The sequence below is a fragment of the Desulfosarcina ovata subsp. ovata genome (assembly GCF_009689005.1).
Taxonomy (GTDB): domain Bacteria; phylum Desulfobacterota; class Desulfobacteria; order Desulfobacterales; family Desulfosarcinaceae; genus Desulfosarcina; species Desulfosarcina ovata.
This window is the reverse complement of the sequence record NZ_AP021879.1, coordinates 3,579,210-3,600,068: the sequence shown is the minus strand read 5'-3', so window position 1 is coordinate 3,600,068 and position 20,859 is coordinate 3,579,210. Positions and strand designations below refer to the sequence as shown.

General features: G+C 57.1%; 14 protein-coding genes. 6 read left to right on the top strand and 8 right to left on the bottom strand.

Going from position 1 to position 20,859, the window contains the following annotated elements; genetic code table 11:
* Positions 1-184: 184 nt before the first annotated feature.
* Positions 185-1,495 (top strand): group II intron reverse transcriptase/maturase, encoded by a 1,311-nt coding sequence (ltrA, locus tag GN112_RS15945; protein ID WP_231716902.1) that lies wholly within the window; start codon positions 185-187, stop codon positions 1,493-1,495.
* A gap of 73 nt (positions 1,496-1,568) precedes the next feature.
* Here the strand turns inward: ltrA and GN112_RS15940 are convergent, their stop codons facing one another.
* Positions 1,569-2,186, bottom strand: coding sequence for a CDK-activating kinase assembly factor MAT1 (locus GN112_RS15940; RefSeq protein WP_155311118.1), 618 nt, complete (start codon positions 2,184-2,186; stop codon positions 1,569-1,571).
* Positions 2,187-2,724: 538 nt separating this feature from the next.
* Between GN112_RS15940 and GN112_RS15935 the strand changes: the two genes are divergently transcribed.
* The gene (locus GN112_RS15935) at positions 2,725-2,967 is read left to right on the top strand and encodes a phage integrase N-terminal SAM-like domain-containing protein (RefSeq protein ID WP_155311117.1); all 243 of its coding nucleotides are present in this window, start codon (positions 2,725-2,727) and stop codon (positions 2,965-2,967) included.
* Positions 2,968-3,159: 192 nt separating this feature from the next.
* Here the strand turns inward: GN112_RS15935 and GN112_RS15930 are convergent, their stop codons facing one another.
* The 4 genes from GN112_RS15930 to GN112_RS15915 all read right to left on the bottom strand — a co-directional run bounded on the left by GN112_RS15930 (position 3,160) and on the right by GN112_RS15915 (position 5,922).
* Positions 3,160-3,708 (bottom strand): hypothetical protein, encoded by a 549-nt coding sequence (locus GN112_RS15930; protein ID WP_155311116.1) that lies wholly within the window; start codon positions 3,706-3,708, stop codon positions 3,160-3,162.
* Between the two features lie 15 nt (positions 3,709-3,723).
* Positions 3,724-4,188, bottom strand: a complete 465-nt coding sequence (locus GN112_RS15925; protein WP_155311115.1) for a hypothetical protein — start codon at positions 4,186-4,188, stop codon at positions 3,724-3,726.
* 104 nt (positions 4,189-4,292) lie between these two features.
* Entirely contained in the window at positions 4,293-4,802 is a 510-nt protein-coding gene (locus GN112_RS15920) for a hypothetical protein (RefSeq protein ID WP_155311114.1), read from the bottom strand.
* Positions 4,803-4,806: 4 nt separating this feature from the next.
* A complete protein-coding gene (locus GN112_RS15915) occupies positions 4,807-5,922 on the bottom strand; it encodes a hypothetical protein (RefSeq protein ID WP_155311113.1) in 1,116 nt (371 codons plus the stop codon).
* 317 nt (positions 5,923-6,239) lie between these two features.
* Here GN112_RS15915 and GN112_RS15910 point away from each other — a divergent pair, with 317 nt between their 5' ends.
* Complete coding sequence (locus GN112_RS15910) at positions 6,240-7,280, top strand: integron integrase (RefSeq protein ID WP_462477454.1); 1,041 nt, start codon at positions 6,240-6,242, stop codon at positions 7,278-7,280.
* A 308-nt stretch (positions 7,281-7,588) separates the two neighbouring features.
* Entirely contained in the window at positions 7,589-8,209 is a 621-nt protein-coding gene (gene lexA, locus GN112_RS15905; RefSeq protein ID WP_162458960.1) for a transcriptional repressor LexA, read from the top strand.
* A gap of 459 nt (positions 8,210-8,668) precedes the next feature.
* Here the strand turns inward: lexA and nfsA are convergent, their stop codons facing one another.
* The 3 genes from nfsA to ptsP form a co-directional block, all read right to left on the bottom strand.
* Positions 8,669-9,406: an oxygen-insensitive NADPH nitroreductase gene (gene nfsA / locus GN112_RS15900; protein WP_155311111.1), complete on the bottom strand. Its 738-nt coding sequence runs from the start codon at positions 9,404-9,406 to the stop codon at positions 8,669-8,671.
* A gap of 3 nt (positions 9,407-9,409) precedes the next feature.
* On the bottom strand, positions 9,410-11,875 hold the full coding sequence (locus GN112_RS33980; protein ID WP_197743334.1) for a mechanosensitive ion channel family protein: 2,466 nt from the start codon (positions 11,873-11,875) through the stop codon (positions 9,410-9,412).
* 236 nt (positions 11,876-12,111) lie between these two features.
* Entirely contained in the window at positions 12,112-14,388 is a 2,277-nt protein-coding gene (ptsP, locus tag GN112_RS15890) for a phosphoenolpyruvate--protein phosphotransferase (RefSeq protein ID WP_155311110.1), read from the bottom strand.
* A 337-nt stretch (positions 14,389-14,725) separates the two neighbouring features.
* On the opposite strand from ptsP, the gene gltB reads away from it, so the two are divergent.
* Together gltB and GN112_RS15880 are read left to right on the top strand one after the other, a co-directional pair.
* Positions 14,726-19,249 (top strand): glutamate synthase large subunit, encoded by a 4,524-nt coding sequence (gene gltB, locus GN112_RS15885; protein WP_155311109.1) that lies wholly within the window; start codon positions 14,726-14,728, stop codon positions 19,247-19,249.
* A gap of 112 nt (positions 19,250-19,361) precedes the next feature.
* Positions 19,362-20,822, top strand: a complete 1,461-nt coding sequence (locus tag GN112_RS15880) for a glutamate synthase subunit beta (RefSeq protein WP_155311108.1) — start codon at positions 19,362-19,364, stop codon at positions 20,820-20,822.
* Positions 20,823-20,859 lie beyond the last annotated feature (37 nt).

The following is a 20,859-nucleotide window of genomic DNA, read 5'->3' as shown; positions in this document are numbered from 1 at the left end:
ACCGCAAGGTGCGCCCACCGTGCAGCGGGAGTCAGCAGAGGGCATAATGTAACCGGAGGAAACGAGATGCGCGAGCTACCCGCGGGTCAAGCGTAACAGGAGGCTCACCCCGGTGAAAGGCCCGAACGGTGCCCGGCCCGAATGGTACGGGTAAATGAAAATGACCATTAGGAGACGTGTACTTATGAACATAAAGCCACAGCAGATGGAAATGTTTGTAGCGTCGCGGCTTGCCGAAAGTCTGGGAGGCAGAGAGCAGTTGTTGGAGTTGATTCTCGAACGACGTAATGTGCTCAGAGCAATGAACCAGGTCGTTGCCAATAAAGGCGCCCCGGGTGTGGACGGCATGAAAACCAACCACTTGAAAGGGTACCTGAAAAGGCACTGGCCGAAGATCAAGCAGGACCTGCTAAATGGGGATTATCGTCCCTTACCGGTCAGAAGGAAGGAGATCGACAAACCGGATGGCGGTGTCCGCCTGCTTGGTATCCCCACGGTATTGGACCGCCTTATCCAACAGACGATAGCTCAGGTATTGGAGCAGATCTGGGACCCGACCTTTTCTGAGTACAGCTACGGATTCAGACCAGGACGATCAGCCCATGACGCTGTCCTACAAGCCAAAGGCTATCTGCTGGACGGGTACACCCACGTGGTTGACATGGATTTGTCCAAGTTTTTTGACCGAGTTAACCACGACCGGCTTTTAAGCCGGCTGGCCACCAGGGTCCGGGACAAACGGGTCTTGAAATTGATCCGCCGGTACCTTACGGCCGGAACGATGATCGGGGGGCTTGTCAGTCCCAGCATAGAAGGAACGCCCCAGGGTGGTCCTCTGTCGCCGTTGCTCTCCAACATCGTACTCGATGAACTGGATAAGGAATTGGAGAAGCGGGGTCACCAATTCGTCAGGTATGCTGACGACTTCAGGATCTACTGCAAAAGCCGGAAAGCCGCCGAGCGTGTGAACAAGAGCATCACGAAGTTCATCACCGCGAAGCTCAAGCTCAAGGTGAACGAGGAGAAAAGCGCAGTGAGCCGACCATGGCTCCGCAAATTCCTGGGATTTACCTTTATCAGTATGTGTGGACAGACCAAGATCCGGATCCACCGGAAAACAATTTCACGTTTCAAGGAGCGAGTCCGGGAACTGACGAACCGTAATCAAGGGAGAAGTCTGAGCCAGATTATCAAAGATCTGAATCAGTACCTGATTGGCTGGTGGAACTATTATCGCCTGACAGAAGCCAGGCACCTGTTCAAGTCACTCAATGGCTGGATCATCCGCCGGCTGCGGTGCGTTGTCTGGAAACAATGGAAAAACCCCAGGACCAAGGTCCGAAACCTCAAAAAGCTTGGCATTGCGCATAAGGACGCCATGCTTTGCGGTAACGCCCGCAAAAAGTACTGGCGCATGAGCAAGGTCAAGTGGGTGATATTTGCTCTACCAAACCGTTACTTCTTCGAACGAGGACTATTCCTGCCTGCTCAATAACCTTCCTGATCAGCCGAACCGCCTTGGTACGCGATCCGTATGCCGGGTGGTGTGGGAGGGGGTGGCCGCGAGGCTACTCCCTATCCCGATATGTTTTGCTCCTATTTTTAAATTCTTTTTTCAAAAGGGATAGAGTTTCACCAGTATTATCTGAATTGTCAACGACTGCACGAGTAAGTTGACCAATCATAGAGAGAAAAATTCCACATATTATTCCACCAAAAGCTGGCAATAAACCAATCCACTGAAAACCATATCTTGATTGTGATGCCGAAACAATCGTAACCAATAAAGCAATACAGCTAATGACAGTTATAACAGAGCCAATATTAGCTACAACTTGCGCTATCAAACGAGTTGTTTTATAGGGAGATTTATAATCTGAAAGTTCAGAATTTCTCACCGGTAGTCTTTCTTTTATTTCCCTTTTCTGTATTTGCTCTTGAGCTTTCATTTTAGAATGCTCCATTTGTTCCTTTTGTTTTAGTTCTTTTTCGGCTGCTTCATTATCTTTTTCCTTCTTCAATCTATTTTTAAGATTTTCAATACCTCCTCGTTCATTTGCGACCTTTAAAGCTATTTCCATGGCGTCTTCTTGATATTGGTCGGATTTTTGGTCTATCATTTCAACCAACTCCTCGTCTGAGAAATTACGAACTCTTTTTTCCAGTTCAACTCTATTGAATTGCATATTGGACCTCCCCGTTTAATAAAACATAACGACGAGCTAACATGCGGCGGCCAAACGACCGGAAACTATCAATGGAAAAAGGAATTTATTGATATCACAACCGGACAAAATGCCACCGTAACCGCCGTCAAAGTTAAGCGCCTGGTTGGAGCACCGAGCTTTCATGGAAAAAGAAAGCGAGGTGTCCTGTTAATAACAAAAAGCCCGGCCCGAAGAAGGCGAAAGGCGCAAACCGGTAATGACGGAACGGGCCTGTAAAAGAGCCAGCAAGCAAAAATAACCTGCGAAATACAAGCAATGATCAACTTACAGATCCTGTGCAGTACTTTCAAGCGAGAACAAACCAAAAACTCGCAAGAGAAAAACGAAAAACAAACCAACGGGTGCGCCAACGCTCGGCATCAGCGGCGGCGATTAGCCGTCCGCTGCATGCCGTTGTTGGACGAAGCCGCTACGCGGCAGGAAAAAACATTTAAAATCAGTGTATAACTCCCTTTGCGTTCAATTCCGTGCGCCATAAACTACGGGAGGAAATACCATGAATCCAACGGAAACGAAACGATTTAATAAACTTTATCAACATCATCTGCGCATGCTCAAGCTCCAGGGCAAGGCTCAAAAGACCATTGATGCCTACGCGCGTGCTGTGCGCCGGATCAGTGCATACTTTGATTGTTGCCCCGATCAATTGACCCTGGAACAACGGGAACACTATTTCTCCGCTCTTGTCGCGTCCCATTCCTGGAGTACCGTCAAAGTTGACCGCAATGGTCTGATATAAATTCCACTCCCGTTCCGGCCTCTTAAACAAGCCAGGTGATCTCGCTCGCCCCGGGGAAACCGCCCGTTCAATCCGGGTTGCAACTGCCCCACATTCAAAAAAGATATTTGCATGTACAAAGACCCTGCCAACTTCCAACGGGCTCGAACGGGCTCGTCCAACCACAGGATAAGATCGTGGTTCGCTTCGCTCTCACGATCTATCCTTATTCGATAGGCTTTTATTTCTGTCTTCTGCTTTAGACACCTTCTCCTTTTGCAGAAATATTCCTTTGTCTACTTTTTGGAAAAAATCTTGGTAGTATTTTTCATCGTCAATTTGTTCGATTTTCAAGATACCGCCTTTGTTGTCGAGCATTTTTAACTGGAAATTAACCCTCACTTTTATGATATTGCCAAATTCAGAGACATTACCAGTGCATTCAATTATTGAAGCCTTTTTCCATCTTGCATTTGCGCCTGCAAAAAAAGCTGCCAGGAAAGCCTCCCCGCTATTCTCTATGTCAACTGTCTTTTCAGCCGACAGAAGCCCCAAATCCAAAACAGCATTTTTTACTATAAATCCATCATCTTGCAAAACGTTGAGCATTGCCTTCATAACCATTTTTGAATCATTAGTCTCATAACTTTTGGTTTGAAACTCTCTTATTTGAAGTTGTGTTTTCTGGGGCTGAACTCCAGTGGTTGCGCAACCGGCAATGGCAAAGGCTATGAACATAACAGGAAAAAATCTTTTCATCATAAATACCCTTCCTCATTAGAATTTGCTTGAGTGATAAGAAAATGAGTCAACCTGATTTTTGTCATCGAATTTTATTATTACAGTAAGAGTCTTTTGCGTTGAACTTGCTGCTCCAGATGCTTGTGAGTATCCTCCGCCAATGATGCCAAGAAGTAGCGTGGTTCCCGCGATACCACCAGCACCGCCGCCACCGCTGATTTGTGAACTGCTTTTGGAGTATGATGCTTCAGTCGCTATTTTGTCATATATCCAAGTTTCCTTGCCTTCGCTATCTTTTGTTACTATGTTGGGGGATCCGAGAGCAGCGGCTACATCTGCCTGTGACATGCCATACCGTATTTCTTTCTGAACAATCCCTACTGTCATTTCACGTTCTTGAGCAGAATGTAGGCTTTGTTGATGTTGTGCCGCCGTCATGCAGCCAGTAAGCATCATCGGTAAAGCTAAGGCCATAACAATAATCGTTTTGATTCGAACCATTTTACATACCTCCTTATTTTAATTTTGCCTACGATTGGGTTCACTTGCATGGAAAACGCGAAGCGTTTTTCAAGTCAAGTGGAGCCTTTGGTTGGCTTTTGTCTTCAGATTTCTGGCACAAGTAGCACGACCTTTACACCTTTCGACGCACAAAGTCTCTCGATCTGCTTTAGCAATTCTTCATCGGGAGGTTCTCGTGCTATGAGTGCAAGCACCGGAATCAAACCTGTTACGTCTCCATAATGCAGTGCTTGACCGAGACCTTCCTTCCACTTCGGCAAGAAATCAACCTCAACTGCATAGTTCTCGGTAAGCACATCAGCTCGTCCAAACTGGACCGAGACCTCTGGCTTGCCTCGAATAGTCTCGGATAGAGCAGTGGTCCATTGATGCTCGTTGCCATCAGTTGGGACTCTTAAAGGAATACTTGGTATGAGGAGTGATGAGCTTGCCGTCAGAATATGGCCGAGCGATTGCCCCGAACCCGGAGATTCCCGGTCTGCGTCCCTCGTGAATCGCACGATCAGCCCAACCACGGCAAAAACTAAGAGGGTTACCGCAGCCACCTTGATGGTGTAGGTTAGGTGGGGCTTCTTTTTGATGACTATGTTCATGCCGTCACTTGCTCAGAAGGAGAAAGAGGATAATTCCAACAACAATAGCTATCACAATAATTACCGTGTTGTTGTTTTTCTTAACAGTGATGTCGGTGTTTCCACTAGCCGTCTCGAACGTCGATCGTACCTCGTAGTCACTCTTGCTTGACTGTTCCAGACTGCGAACAGCCTGGATTGTACTCGCCATGTCTCGCGTACTATTGTGGAAACGTTGGTCAGCCTTAGCTTGCGACACATCCAGACCAATTTGTTCCTCAAGAATCTTCTCACGCAATTCAATCTTCTGATTCTCACTAAGGTCATCCAACGTGAGTTTCAATAGATTTCCTCTGGATTGCTGTAGGACAAGAGCCTTCTGTAATTCTTCCCTTGAAACCAGTTCATGGCTATTCCCGCTCATGGTCGTCCCCCTTGATCCAAATATTGATTGTAGCAGTGTCGTTTTTTCTTTCTGAATTGTTACATGAATATCTCCTTGCGGAATTGAAATAGTGTGGGATGCCGAATCGGTAGTCTTGATATTAGCCACAAATACTTCGATTCGCTTGAACTCGGCATCCAAATATGCGGTTCTCTGACGGGCCTCCTCTTCCTCAATCGAATGCAGGATACGATGTACCGCTTGCGTGTCTCCATCTGTTAACCATGTGGCCTTTTCGTATAACTCTTGAGGCAGTTTAAAATCCCTGCTGGCTCTGATTACTTTTTCCACGGCCGGAATCACACGTTGACGCCAAGTCTCCGGGGGCGTTGCTACGTACTCATTGGTTCGTTTAAGGTAGTGCTTCCGCAGCTTGCGTATAAGCTCATATCTCTGTTCTTTGGAGAGGCGCGGCGGCAGGAGTTCGAGAAGTCGTTCCGCCGTTTGTCCACTCAGCTTTACAGCACCGCTCTTCCACTGAGGGTATGTGCGTCGGGCATAGGCTTCTGCACTCTTGCCGTACTGACGGCCATAGACCATGAAGAGCGCCTCGAGCTCGGACGAAGAAAGGGCAAAGAAAGCGCGCTCGATGTCCTGATCAATGCCGCCGAACAGGTTTGTCAGATGACGGCGCTTGCTGACATGGTACGCCCCCCAATAACGACCTCGCCTGTATCCTCGGTAGTAATAGGACATGCCTTATCTTCTCTCAAGCCAACATAGATTAGACGACCGAACAGTCGCCTTATAATACGACATTATTGTTTACGAAACTTTGCTATACGACTAATTTGCAGCCTATCAACCATATTCAACCTTGCTATACGACTAAATTGTCAAATAAAAAATTGACATTTCATGAATGCATAGTGTAACATGAACAAATGTTAATGCCTGGATCTTTTGGAAAGCAACGTTTTTGAGTATACGAGAAATAAATATTCGTAATCAACCGAAGTGTCAATGTAAATATTTGGTATCATGGATTTAATGAGTTTGATCGGAGGCGCGCCATGGCTGAACGATTTCCCACAACCCCAAACAATTCTTACGATCCGTCTTCAATGGTTAAAGACCTGGATGGCACAAAACCACGTTTGCTGGATCAGGTTCGACATTGCATCCGCCGCATGCATTACAGTATCCGTACCGAGGAATCATACCTCGGATGGATCAAACGGTACATTTTTTTTCATGACAAACGCCACCCCAACGATCTCAATGAAAACCATATAACCGATTTTTTGAACTATCTGGCCGTCCAGAGAAAAGTTGCCAGTTCCACTCAGAACCAGGCATTGTGCGCCCTTGTGTTTCTTTATCGCCATGTCCTGAAAAAGGAACTTTCTCAATTCGAAAATCTGACGTACGCAAAAAGGCCATTAAAATTACCGGTAGTCTTCACCCGGGAGGAAGTCCGAAACATCCTTTTACAGCTTGACGGCGTCACCTGGATCATGGGCCAACTGCTTTATGGGGCGGGCCTGCGTTTGATGGAATGCGTCCGGCTGCGGGTTAAAGATATCGATTTTGGTTACCAGCAAATTGTTGTTCGTAACGGCAAGGGACAGAAAGACCGGGTTACCATGCTACCGGAAATCGTCGTTGAGGCGCTATCGAGGCATCTGGAAAAGATCAAACTTGCACATGCAATCGATCTGAAGGCAGGATTCGGGACGGTGTATCTCCCATATGCCCTGGAAAGAAAATACCCTCATGCGAATCGTAGCTGGTCATGGCAGTATGTATTCCCAGCAACCAAACGGTCCATCGACCCCAGGACCGGCATCGAACAACGCCATCACCTATCTGAGGCGGTACTGCAACGTGCCATTAAAAAGGCCATCAAATCCTGCAAGATAACAAAACCCGGAAGCTGCCACTCCATGCGGCACAGCTTTGCGACACACCTGTTGGAATCGGGGTATGATATTCGAACCGTGCAGGAACTGCTGGGCCACAAGGATGTGTCTACGACCATGATCTATACCCATGTGCTTAACAAGGGCGGCAAGGGTGTGCAAAGCCCAAGTGACATGCTTTTCAAGAATTGACCGTAATGAATTCTAACCGAAAGGTTTGGGTTCCCACGCTGGAGCATGGGAACCAGGAAAAAAACCGCTGGAGCATGGAAACCAGGCAAAAACCGCCGGAGCGTTGGAAATAGGTAAAAGTCGCAGGCATGGCCAGCTCTTACAAAACCATGCTTGACGAAGCCATTGATGCGTGTAAGAGCGGGCCATGCCCGCGAAGAACTGCAAATCGATCCAAATGCGGTTATCCTGCATACAAGGGGCCGGGGTTGGCGAGGCTGTTGATGTGTGTCAGCGGCTGTTTATCAACATTATTATGGAGCGATTCCATGACATCCGATCTCACGCCACGACAAAAAAGCGTACTGGAGTACATCATCGCGTTTCAGCAGGAGCAGCGTATGGCTCCCACGGTGCGCGAAATTTGTGCCCATTTTGGGCTGAGCGGTCCGGCCGGCATCCACCGCATCCTGAACCTTCTCAAGGACAAGGGCTACCTTGTGGCCGAACCGGGAAAAAAACGCGCCTGGCGGTTCAACAGGGATGTGATCGGCCCCGGCATTCCGTTGATCGGAACGATCGCCGCCGGCCAACCCATGGAAGCCATCGAAAACATTGAAGCGGAGCTGTCCATATCACCGGCCCTGTTCGGTTGCAAACGCTGCTTTGGATTGCGCGTCAAGGGAGACTCCATGATCGATGCCCATATCATGGACGGCGACCTGGCGATCATCCGTCCGCAGAAGCGGGTCGAAAACGGACAGATTGCCGCCGTGATGGTGCAGAACCTGCTGGCTGAAGCCACGCTGAAAATCGTGCGTTTCGACCGCAGCAGTCTGACCCTGGAACCGGCCAATGCCGCCTATTCGCCATTGGTGTTCAAAGGCCCTCAGCGCAGTCAGGTAACCGTTTTGGGGAAGTATGTGGGGATTGTTCGGAAGGTGAAATGAAATAGGTGGATAGGCTGACGGGTGAAGGTGTCGGAATGCGACGTTCACCATCTGTCAGAAGGGTTAGGCGATTTCTGTCAAAGAATATACCCGCCTGCTTGTCTTTTCATCCGTCTTCTGCGTTGGGCTTTTCCACACATAGCCCCACTATGCGTAAAAAAAACCGCCTTGAATACGAATGAAAATCCTGCGCATCCTGGTATTTTCTTTTCCGCCAATCGCCTTATCTCTTCAGTAAGGTGAAACGCACAACTTGGAACTCATGCGAGTTGGACAATTCATGCTGATCCGGTAAAACATAGCTGGCGCTCCCACGCGGAGCATGGGAGCGAGACGCAAATCAATGAAACGGAGTCGGCCAAGGGTAATGGGCCGGGCCACACTTGCAGATAAAATCGGTTGAAATCAGGCCGGTGTTGACGCCGACCATGCCGTACTCCAGGGACTCGGCCACCCGTCCTATTTCAAAAACAAGCCTCTCTTCTCCAAAAAGGCCTTCATGTGTGGCCGGATGATCCGGCCCATGAAATCGGCCATCTGGCGAGTCCAGGTTTCATCCCGGAGGTTGCTGTTGCGGTGTAGGTAGTAGTGGTTGATGATCCGGTCGTAGTCGGAGAGCATTTGCCGGTCATGGGTTTCTGGATAACGGTCGGTGAAGAGCACGGCCTCGACCGGCAGGCGCGGTTTGGGCGGCGGGTCGTGGGCCGGCCAGCCCAGGCACATGCCAAACACCGGATAGGCCTGATCGGGGATCGCCAGCAGGTCGCAGACCGTCTGGGGATCGTTGCGGATGCCGCCGATGAAAACACCGCCCATCCCCAGGGATTCGGCCGCCAGGAGAACGTTCTGGGCAAGCAGGGCCACATCCACGGTGGCGGTGACAAACTGCTCGGCCCAGCCCTTTTCCATGGCACCCGCTTGCATGTCGCAGGCGGTTTCCAGGCGGCTCAGGTCGGCACAGAAAACCAGGAAGACCGGCGCCTGTTCCACCCATGCCTGGGGGCCTGACAGTTGGGCGATGGCCGTGCGTTTCTCCTGGTCCTTGACCTGGATCACCGTGTAGGCCTGTACAAAATGGGAGGTCGCCGCACCCTGGGCCGCCGAGACGATCGCCTGCACGGTGTCGTCATCCACGGTCCGGTCTGTGAACTTGCGGATGGAGCGGTGGGCGCGCATCTGGTCCATGGTCGGAGTCATCAGCTATTCGCTTTCCGGCACCGCCGCCGGGGGAGGCGGTGCTTCTTTTGAGTTTAAACGATCCGCAGCCGTATCGTCCACGCTGCGCAGGTGCAGGTCACGCTGGGGAAAGGGAATCTCCACGTTTCCGATACGGAAGCGGCGATCGATTTCACGGATCAGGGCACTCTGGATGATGCGGCGCTCGTTGAAATCGGCAATCCACACCCGGAGCTGAAAATCCAGCGAGCTGTCTCCGAAATTAAGAAACAGCACCATGGGCTGGGGATCCTTGAGCACCTTGTCGCTCTCCGTGGCCACGGCCATGAGCACCCGCATAACCGTTTCCACGTCCGATCCGTAGGCCACACCAACGGGGATGGTCAGCCGCATGCTGCGGTCGCCCAGGGTCCAGTTGGTCACCTGGCTGGAGATGAGATCGCCGTTGGGCACGACGATTTCGGCCCGGTCGAAGGTCTGTACCGTGGTCGCCCGCAATCCCAGGTTGGTGACCCGCCCCTGCTGGCCGTCGCCGAGCTGCACCACGTCGCCCACCTTGATGGGCCGTTCGAAGAGCAGGATCAGGCCGGAGACGAAGTTGTTGACGATGTTCTGCATGCCGAAACCGATCCCGACGCCGAGGGCACCGCCGATGATGGTGATGTTCTGCAACTCGAATCCCATGGCCGACAGGGCGATCAGGAAGCCGATCAGAATCAGAGCATAGTGCACCAGGCGCACAATGGAAAGCCGGGCGCCGGTGTCCATATGCCCGCGGCTGAGCACATTCTCCATGAGCACCCCCTGCAAGCTCCAGGAGAGCACGAAGGCACCGTACAGGATGATGCCGGCCACCAGCACCAGCCCCAGGGTGATGTGGTGCCCCCCCATGGACAATCCGAAGGAGAGCACCGCCTGAACCGCATCCGCGGGAATGGCGTAGAGTTTCCAGGCCACCAGCAGGTTGGCGACCACGAAGAAAACGATTACCGCGTTGCTGATAAAAATCAGCCGGGCGAGAATTTCGTTGGCGTTGTTGCGCAAAAACCGGAAGCTCCCCATGGGCAGCGACTCCATACCGATCTCCAGCCCCGTCCGGGTCAGACGGATCATGGCCCATCCCATGAGCAGCAGCATGGCCGTACGCATGGCACCGTCCATCAGCTGGGTGGCAAAACCGCTAAAACCGATGATGTCGGTGACCAGAATGATGGCAAACATCAGCGTCACCAGCCGTAGCGCCCATACCTCCCGCCAGCCCGGTTTCTCTCCGGCGATCTCCTTTCTGACCCGCCAGCCGAAAAAGACCACGCCAGCCCCGGTCCACACCAGGATGAAAAGCCGCACCAGTGCCAGGGGGATCCCCAGGATCAGCAGTCCCTGGAACAGGATCATCACCGTCACCAGGATATAGATGGATAACCGGATCCATCGTTCGGCGACAAAGTGGGTCATCAGCCGGGCCGTGGCCACACCGGCCAGGGAGAGAATCAGCATGCGCCAGAGCGGTGGCGGGGTGCCGTAGAGGAAGGTGAGCGCAAAAATGGGCACCAGAAGGGCCACCGAAACCGGACGCTTGCCCAGAAACCGCCGGTTGGCCTGATTGATCAGCTCGGGCCCATGGCGGCGCAGCCGGCCGAGCAGCAGCGCAAAGACCACCACCTGCAGCACGATGAGCCAGGCCTTGTCAGCAAAAAAGCCTTTTTCCGTGAAGGCCATGGGCTTTGCGATTTTACCCGGCTCATGGGAGAGGTCGATAAGTTGTCGCAGGTAGTCCCGCGAAAAAATGGTCGGGGTGCCGCCACGCAGGGCATCCCCGCGCTGCTGGGCCATCATGGCATCGATGCGCTCCCGCTGGCTGTCGATCCGGGCGTTGATGTCGCCGATTTTCTGCTGGATGGCCAGCATCGGCTCCAGCTTGCGGGTCACCAGGTTCAGGGCTTCATCGATCTCCGCCGTGGCCCGGGCAAAGGCGCTGGCCACGCTTTCCAGCGCCAGGTCGTCGCCCAGTTGGGCGTGCCATTGGGCCCACTTCTTTTTCCGGTCGAGCCACTGCCGCCGCCAAGTTTCCACCGGGTTGATATTTTCGGCCAGGGTGGCGGCCAGCCGGGCAACGGTCTCACGGGTTCCACGAATATCGCTTTTAACCGACGCCAGCTGCTGGTAGCTCTGCAGGTCATCGGCATTCATGGCGGTCAGCCGGCTGTCGAACTGCTCGACGCGCAGTTTGGCCTGGTCGAGCTGCTGATCCAGCTTCTGCAGGCTGTTGATGTCGGCCGTTCGGGTTTTCAGGGTGGCCAGTTGCTGGCTCAGGGTGCCCGACTGGTAGACCATCTCGGCCAGGGTGGGCAGCGGCTCGGCCGGTGACGCACTTTCGGCCACCGTGGCGTCGCCTTCGGCGCAGACGGCCGGCCGGGGGATCACAAAAAAGCTGCCGGCGATCAACCAGCAGCAGAGGATACGGATGGACCAGGTGCGTGAAATAGGCATCGAAAAGAATTCCCAATCAATTTGTTGACGGATCCGTAAATAGTCGCAGGATCGTCATGCCGGGCTTGCCCCGGCATCCATAAAGAATTGAAAAGACTGGATTCCGGCCTACGCCGGAATGACGAAAATATGAGATTTTCGACTGTTACGGGGTCATCGATTTTGTTTTCAGGCGGGGCGATCCCGCCACTGGATCTGGAATTTAACGCAAGCGCCTCAATGAATCAATCCCGGGGTCAGGCGGCCAGGTTGGGTTGGCGCGACAGTATCTCCCGGACGGCGCTGACACTGCCGGCAGCCAGCAGTTCCCCGGCGTAGGCCTGGCAGGCGTCGATGGTCAGGCCGGTGATGCAGGTGCGTACGGCGGGCATGAACTGGGGGTCGATGCTCAGCCGGCGCATGCCGATGCCCAGCAGGAAGGGAATCATGGTCTCGTCGTGGGCCATCTCGCCGCAGATGCTGATGGGTTTTTTGTGTTCGATGGCCACCCGCACCACCCGGTTCAGGGCCCGCAGCACCGAGGGGTGCTCGGGCCGGTAGTAATCGGCCACGCGTTTGTTGCTGCGGTCGACACCCAGCATGTACTGAACAAAATCATTGGTGCCGATGGCGAAAAAATCAGCCTCGGCGGCAAATTCGGCCATGCTCTCCACGACCGCGGGAAGCTCGACCATCATACCGATGGCCGGATGATCGTGATGTTCCAGCCCCTCGGCGCGCAGCTGATCGAGACAGTCGGTGACCACCTGCCGCGCCTTTCTGAAATCGTCCACGGAAGAGATCAGGGGGAACATGATTGCCGGTGTGCGGCTGCCGGCGGCGGCCCGCAGGATGGCCCGCACCTGCTGCTCGAAAATATCCCGGTAGGCCAGGGTAAATCGGATCGAGCGCAGCCCCAGTTCCGGATTGGGTTCGGTCTCCGCGTCAGCATAGGACAGGGTCTTTTCGCCGCCGATATCCAGGGTGCGGAAGACCACGGGCTTGCCGGTCATGGATTCCACCACCTTGCGGTAGACCAGGTACTGCTCGGTTTCCGAGGGAAACGATGGCCGGATGAGAAACGGGAACTCGGTCCGGTAGAGGCCGATGCCCGCCGCGCCCATCTGCCCGGCCAGGGGCAGCTCGGCCAGCAGGTTGATGTTGGCCAGAAGATGGATCCGGGTGCCGTCAAGGGTGCGGGTGGGACCGGCCGGTTGGGGCTCGGCCGCTACGGGCACCTGCCGGCGCGCCTGGTTGCGGGCATCGTAACGATCGATCACCGTTTTGTCGGGATCCACAAAGACGTTGCCCACGTCGCCGTCAATCAGCACCGGCGTGCCTTCATCCAGGTGCATCAGCTCCGGGCACTGGACCACCACCATGGGGATTTTCAGGGAGCGCGAAATGATGGCCACGTGGGAAGTGACGCCGCCGTTGGCCAGCACGATGCCGGCCACCGATTCGGCGGCCAGTTTGAGCAGCTCCGAAGGGTACAGCTCCCGGGCGATGACCACCTTGCCGCCGCTGTTGCCATTCTGGTCGTCCGCCAGCGGGACCAGGTTGCTCATCAGCCGGCCGGCCAGGTCTTCGATGTCGCTGACCTTTTCACGGATGTAGGGATGCGGACTGTCCGTGAACAGCTGAATGTACTGGCCGGCCACGTCGCGCACGGCCCGGGTGGCCGGGCTGCCGCTTTCGATCTTTTCCACCATGCGATCGATGAATTTGGGGTCCTTGAGCATCATGAAATGAGCGGCGAAGATCAATGAAGCGCTTTCGGGCAGCCGTTCGGCACAACGTCTCTGGAGGGCGTCCAGCTGAGCGGCGGTCTGACCGATCGCGCGCCGGAAATCGGCCATGTCGCCACTCTCGGATGTGTCAGGACCGGCGATCAGCCGGACGTGGCTTTTGCCCCATACCCTGGCCCGGCCGAAGGCGAATCCGCCGGCTGCCCGCTGCCCCTTGATAAAGCTCTGGTTGCAGGCCAGCTTTTCCGGGATGCTGCACATGCGCTGCAGGTCCATTAGCAGCCGGGCGTTTTCCAGAACCGCGGCCAGTTGGGCCGCGGTGGCCTTGAGGGCCGTGATGTCGGTGGTATCGAAATAATCGGGCTCGGTATGCTGCACCACCAGTACGCCGATCTTGACCACGCCCTTGCGGATGGGAACGGCCAGAAAGGATTCGTAGAGCAGTTCATCGGTTTCCGGAAAATAGCGAAAACGCGGGCTCTGACTGGCGTGCCCCTCGCAGACCGGCTGGCTGCTGGCCATCACTGTGCCCACCAGCCCCTGGCCGGAACCCATGCGTACCCGGTCTACCGCTTCGGGGTTGAGTCCCACGGTAGCCTTGAGCACCAGTTCATCGGCCGTTTCGTCGTACAGGTAGATGGAGCACACCGGTGTTTCCAGGTGCCCGGATACCAGCAACACGGTGCGCTGGAGGAAATTTTCGATGTTTTCGCTGCCCGTCACCAGGGCGGAAAGATCGCTCAGGTCACAAAGCATGTTCAACAGGTCTTGTCGTTTGGCCGTCATGCGTGCGATTTGCCTTTCAGGTCCGAAATACGGCGTGGTGTGTGACCATCAATTGTAAAATTATTGATGGGTGGCTGACATTTCTGCATCTATCGTGCCGCCATGTGGTCAATTTCGCATCACGCCTTTATTCTGTAAGCTGTCAATGGCATTCATGACCGTCCTGGTCAATAACAAAAATGCGTGGTACTGGACAAATTTGATACGTTTTTGTAAAGATGGTGGATCCGTCAACGCAGTTGTCCAACCATCTCCCCCGCCGAACGGACAATATCCGCGGTCGTCCTGCCGCCAACCGGGTCGACCCGCATGCTGAAAGGAAAGAGCGGTGCTGACCATGACTCCAATTGCTCAAGATGCATGTACCAAAGGACTCTACTCCCCGACCTTTGAACACGATGCCTGCGGTGTGGGCATGATCTGCGACATCCACAACCGCAAGCGTCACGGCCTGATCCGGGACGCGCTGCAGATCCTGGTCAACCTGACCCACCGGGGCGCCTGCGGCTGCGATGCGACCACCGGCGACGGTGCCGGCATTCTCATGCAGAAACCGCATGCGTTTCTGCACAAGGCAGCCCGCGAGGCCGGAATCCAGCTGCCCGGCGAGAGCGATTATGCGGCCGGCCTGGTCTTTTTGCCCGTGGATGAAAACCGGCGCCGGATGGCCCAGGGCGTCATCGAGGACGCGGCCGGACGGATGGGCCTGGCCTTTCTCGGCTGGCGTGAGGTGCCGGTCCGTCCGGAGGCGGCCGGCGACCTGGCCCGGCAGGCCATGCCCGTCATTCGCATGGCCTTCGTGGGCAAGGGCCCGTCCGGCAGCGATGATCCGGCCTTCGAACGACAGCTTTTTCTCATGCGCAAGGCCTCGGAAAACCGCTTCCGCGAAGCGGGCGACGCCGGAGAAGACCGTTTCCACATGGTCAGCCTCTCCGCCCGCACCCTGATTTACAAAGGCATGCTGCTGGCCGATCAGATGAGCGCCTTTTTTCCCGACTTGCTGGATCCGTCCATGGCCAGCGCCCTGGCCCTGGTTCACCAGCGTTACAGCACCAACACCTTTCCGTCCTGGCGCCTGGCCCAGCCGTTCCGCTACCTGTGCCACAACGGCGAGATCAATACGGTGCGGGGCAACATCAACTGGATGCGCGCCCGCGAATCCCTGTTCCGCGACGGGGAGACCGGAAGGCCGATCGCCGGTCTGAGTCCGGTATGCGACCCCGACGGCAGCGATTCGGCGGTCCTGGACAACGCCCTGGAACTGCTCCTGCACACCGGCCGCCCCCTGGCCCAGTGCGTGATGATGCTGATCCCCGAGGCCTGGCAGCACCATGCGACCATGGGGTCGGCCAAGCGCGACTTTTATCGCTATCACAGCTGTTTCATGGAGCCCTGGGACGGACCCGCGGCGGTCCCCTTCACCGACGGCATCCAGGTGGGGGCCGTGCTGGACCGCAACGGCCTGCGGCCCAGCCGCTACACGGTCACCCGCGACGGCCGCGTGATCATGGCGTCGGAAACCGGTGTTTTGCCCGTGGATCCGGCCAATGTGCTCCATAAAGGCCGCCTGGAACCGGGGCGCATGTTCCTTGTGGATCTGGAACAGCACCGCATCATCCATGACGACGAGATCAAACAGACCATGGCCGCCCGGCGGCCCTACGGTCGCTGGCTGGAGGAAAACCTGCTGCAGATGGCGGACCTGACCGCCGTCGATCCGCCACCCCCACCGACGGGCGACGCCCTGCTGGCCGCTCAGCGACGTTTCGGTTACACCGCCGAGGATCTCAAGCTAATCCTTGCGCCCATGGCGGTCAAGGGCATGGAACCCACCGGGTCCATGGGCGACGACATTCCCCTGGCGATCCTTTCCAGACGGCCGCGCCTGCTCTACGACTACTTCCGCCAGCTTTTCGCCCAGGTGACCAATCCCCCCCTGGACGCCATCCGCGAACAGCTGGTCACTTCCCTGGCCACTCCCATCGGACGGGAGCACAACCTGTTTGCCGAAACGCCCCTGCAGTGCCGCCAGCTCTACCTGGCGCAGCCGATCCTCACCCCGGCCGAGCTGGACACCATCCGCGGCGCCGGGCATGCAGACCTGCAATCGGCGGAGCTTTCCATCTGCTGGCCCCTGGCCGATGGCGGGGCCGGCCTGGCGCGTGCCATCGAGGCCCTGTGCCGCTTTGCCGTGCGCCAGGTGGAGACGGGCGCCCGGCTGCTGATCCTCTCGGACCGGGACATTCCCGATGATCATGTCCCTATTCCGGCGCTGCTGGCCACCGCCGCCGTTCACCATCACCTGATCCGTGCCGGCCTGCGCGCCGGTTGCGGGCTGATCGTGGAGACCGGCGAGGCCCGGGAAATTCACCATTTCTGTTGCCTGCTGGGTTATGGTGCCGGTGCCGTGGTGCCGTGGCTGGCCTTGGCCAGTATCGACGCGTTGCAGGAAGCGGGACAGCTGGATGACATTGATGGTGAGACCGCCCGAAACCGTTACCTTCAGGCGATCAACAAGGGTATCCTCAAGGTGCTTTCCAAAATGGGTATCTCCACGTTGCAGAGCTACCGGGGTGCGCAGATTTTCGAGTGCGTGGGCCTGAACCGGTCAGTGGTGGAGCGCTGGTTCAGCGGCACGGTGTCCCGCATCGGCGGTGCCGATGTGGATACCATCGCCCGTGAGATTGTATTGCGATGCGGCGCTGGGGAGATGGCCGCCACGACGCCGGCCGACGATCTGCTGGCCCCGGGCGGCCGCTACAAGTGGCGCCGGGACGGCGAAGTGCACCAGTACAACCCTGAAACCATCCCGGCGTTGCAGCAGGCCGTGCGCCAGTCGGATGCCTCCGCATGGCGGCGCTTTTCCGATGCCGTGATCCGGATCAACCGGCAGGAGGGGCTGATCCGCGGCCTGTTTGAATTCAAACCGGCCGAGCGCCCCCTTCCCATCGAGGCAGTGGAACCCTGGACCGAAATCGTCAAACGGTTCAAGACCGGGGCCATGTCCTACGGGTCCATCAGCAAGGAGGCCCACGAGACCCAGGCCATCGCCATGAACCGCATCGGCGGCAAAAGCAACAGCGGCGAGGGCGGCGAGGATGCCGACCGGTTTGTGCGCGATGCCAACGGCGATTTTCGCAACAGCGCCATCAAGCAGATCGCCTCGGGCCGTTTCGGGGTCACCATCACCTACCTGGCCAGCGCCGTGGAACTGCAGATCAAGATGGCCCAGGGCGCCAAGCCCGGGGAGGGTGGACAGCTGCCCGGAGAAAAAGTCTACCCCTGGATCGCCAGAACCCGCCACAGCACGCCCTACGTGGGGCTCATCTCGCCGCCGCCGCACCACGACATTTACTCCATCGAGGATCTGGCCCAGCTGATTTTCGATCTGAAGTGCGCCAATCCCAAGGCGCGCATCAACGTCAAGCTGGTTTCGGAGGTGGGCGTGGGCACCGTGGCCGCCGGCGTGGCCAAGGCCGGTGCCGACGTGATCCTGATCAGCGGCGAGGTGGGGGGGACCGGTGCCTCGCCGCTCACCTCGATCCGTTACGGCGGTCTGCCCTGGGAACTGGGGCTTTCCGAGGCCCAGCAGACCCTGATCGTCAACGGCCTGCGCGACCGGGTGGTACTGGAGTGCGACGGTCAGCTCAAGACCGCCCATGACGTGGCCGTGGCCTGCCTGCTGGGTGCCCAGGAGTTCGGTTTCGGGACCCTTTCCCTGGTGGCCCTGGGCTGTGTGATGATGCGGGTGTGCCACCTCAACACCTGCCCGGTGGGTATCGCCACCCAGGATCCGGAGCTGCGCAAGAAGTTTGCCGGCAAGCCCGAGCACCTGGTGCAACTGATGCGTTTCATTGCCGAAGACCTGCGCGTCATCATGGCCCGGCTGGGATTCCGGACCATCGACGACATGGCCGGCCGCGTGGACCGCCTGGCCGCCGGTCCGGCCCTGGACCACTGGAAAGCGCGCAGCCTCGATCTCTCTCCGATCCTCCACCGGCCCGAGGCGCCGGCATACGTCCAGCGGCTGTGCGTCCCCGATCTCGCCCCCGGCGAGGCGTCGGAGGAGCCGGACCGCGATCTGCTGCGTCGGGCCGAAGCGGCCCTGGAACGGGGCGAGCCCGTAAAGATCGACCTGACGATCACCAACGTGCAACGCACCCTGGGCACCCGCCTGAGTTACGCGGTAGCCCGGCGCTACGGCGAAACCGGCCTTCCCGACGGCACCATCGTGATCGATGCCGTCGGCAGTGCCGGGCAGAGCTTTTTCGCTTTCGGGGCGCCGGGGATTGCCGTGCATGTCCAGGGCGACGCCAACGACTATTTCGGTAAGGGCCTGTGTGGCGCCACCCTGGCCATCCAGCCGCCCGACGATGCCGCCTATGTGGCCGAGGAAAACATCATCATCGGCAATGTGGCCCTGTACGGGGCCACTGGGGGGCGGGCGTTCATCCGTGGCATGGCCGGCGAACGCTTCGCCGTGCGCAACAGCGGCGCATGGGCCGTGGTGGAAGGGGTTGGCGACCACGGCTGCGAGTACATGACCGGCGGCCGGGTGGTGGTGCTGGGCCCCACCGGCCGCAACTTTGCCGCCGGCATGAGCGGTGGGGTGGCCTATGTGCTGGAAGACGAGACCGGCCAGTTTAAAGGGGTTCAGTGCAACCGCGAATCCGTGGACCTGGACCCGGTCGACGCAGCCGATGAAAGCGAACTGATCGGTTTGATCGAGGCCCATGCAGAGGCAACCGGCAGCCGCGTCGCCCGTCGTCTTCTGGACGACCGCTGGGCCGTCCGGAGCCGTTTCGTCAAGGTCATGCCCAGGGAGTACAAACGGGCCCTGGCCCGGATAGACAGAGAGTGATGAAAAAGAATTCAGGCGTCGATCTCATGCGTAAGGGCGAAAAATTTTTCGCCCTTACGCAGATGACCGCGCAACGTTTGCAATTCCTGTTGCTAAGGAGAAAATAGCCACCATGGGCAAACCCACAGGATTCATGGAGCACGACCGGCAGTTGCCCGAGCGGCGGCCGGTGGAACAGCGGGTCGGTGATTTCCGGGAGATCTACCGGCCCTTTGCCGAAACGGATCTGCGCGACCAGGCCGCCCGTTGCATGGACTGCGGCGTGCCCACCTGCCATGCCGGATGCCCCCTGGGCAACCGCATTCCCGACTGGAACGACGACGTCTACCACGGCCGCTGGGAAGCGGCATTAAAACAGCTGCTGGCCACCAACAACTTTCCCGAGTTCACCGGCCGGCTTTGCCCCGCGCCCTGCGAAGAGGCTTGCGTGCTCAGCATCAACGCCCCGGCGGTGACCATCGAACAGATCGAGAAGACGATTATCGAAAAGGCCTTTGCCGCCGGCTGGGTAAGGCCGCTGCCGCCGTCCCGGCGGACGGGAAAAAAGGTGGCCGTGGTCGGATCCGGCCCCTCGGGGCTGGCCTGCGCCCAGCAGCTCAACCGCGCCGGCCATCAGGTGACCGTCTTCGAACGCGATGCCCGGCCTGGCGGGCTGCTGCGCTACGGGATTCCCGACTTCAAGCTGGAAAAGGGGGTTCTCGACCGGCGCCTGGAGCTGATGCAGCAGGAGGGCGTCGATTTCCGCTGCGGTGTCCAGGCCGGGGCCGACCGGGACGGTCCCTCCCTGTGTGCCGACTTCGACGCCGTGGTGCTGTGCACGGGCAGTACCCGCCCCCGGGATCTGCCGATCCCCGGCCGCGAGTTGGCCGGTATCCACTTCGCCATGGAATTTCTCAGTGGACAGAACCGGGTGCTCGCCGGCGAGGAAAAGCATCTTGCCGTCCAGGCCCACGGCCGCCAGGTGGTGGTGATCGGTGGTGGGGATACGGGCAGTGACTGCATCGGCACCAGCCATCGCCAGGGGGCTGCCGGAGTGGTCAACTTCGAACTGCTGCCGCAGCCCCCCGTTGATCGCCCGCAGAATCAGCCCTGGCCCTTTTGGCCCATGCGCCTGCGCACCAGCAGCAGCCACGAGGAAGGCGGCAGCCGTCACTGGAATATTCTCACCAAACGGTTTGTCGGTGAAAACGGCCGGGTGACGGGCATCGAGACCGTTGAGGTGGACTGGATCGAGGAAAACGGCCGGCCGGTGAGATTTGAGGAAATTCCCGGCAGCGAAAAAACCTGGCTGGCGGATCTGGTGCTGCTGGCCCTGGGGTTTACCGGTCCCGAGGCGGACACGGTGGTGGCCCAACTGGACCTGGACCTTGATGAACGCGGCAACCTGCATACGGGAGACGATTACATGACCTCGCGGCCCGGCGTCTTTGCCGCCGGCGACGCCCGCCGCGGCCAGTCCCTGATCGTCTGGGCCATCTCCGAGGGCCGGGAGGCGGCCCGGGCCGTGGATCTTTTTCTCATGGGCCGCAGCGACCTGCCCCAAAAAGAGGGCGCTGACCTGCCGCGGGTGTGAAGTGGATATTATAATAAAATTCCCGATTCTTATCTGC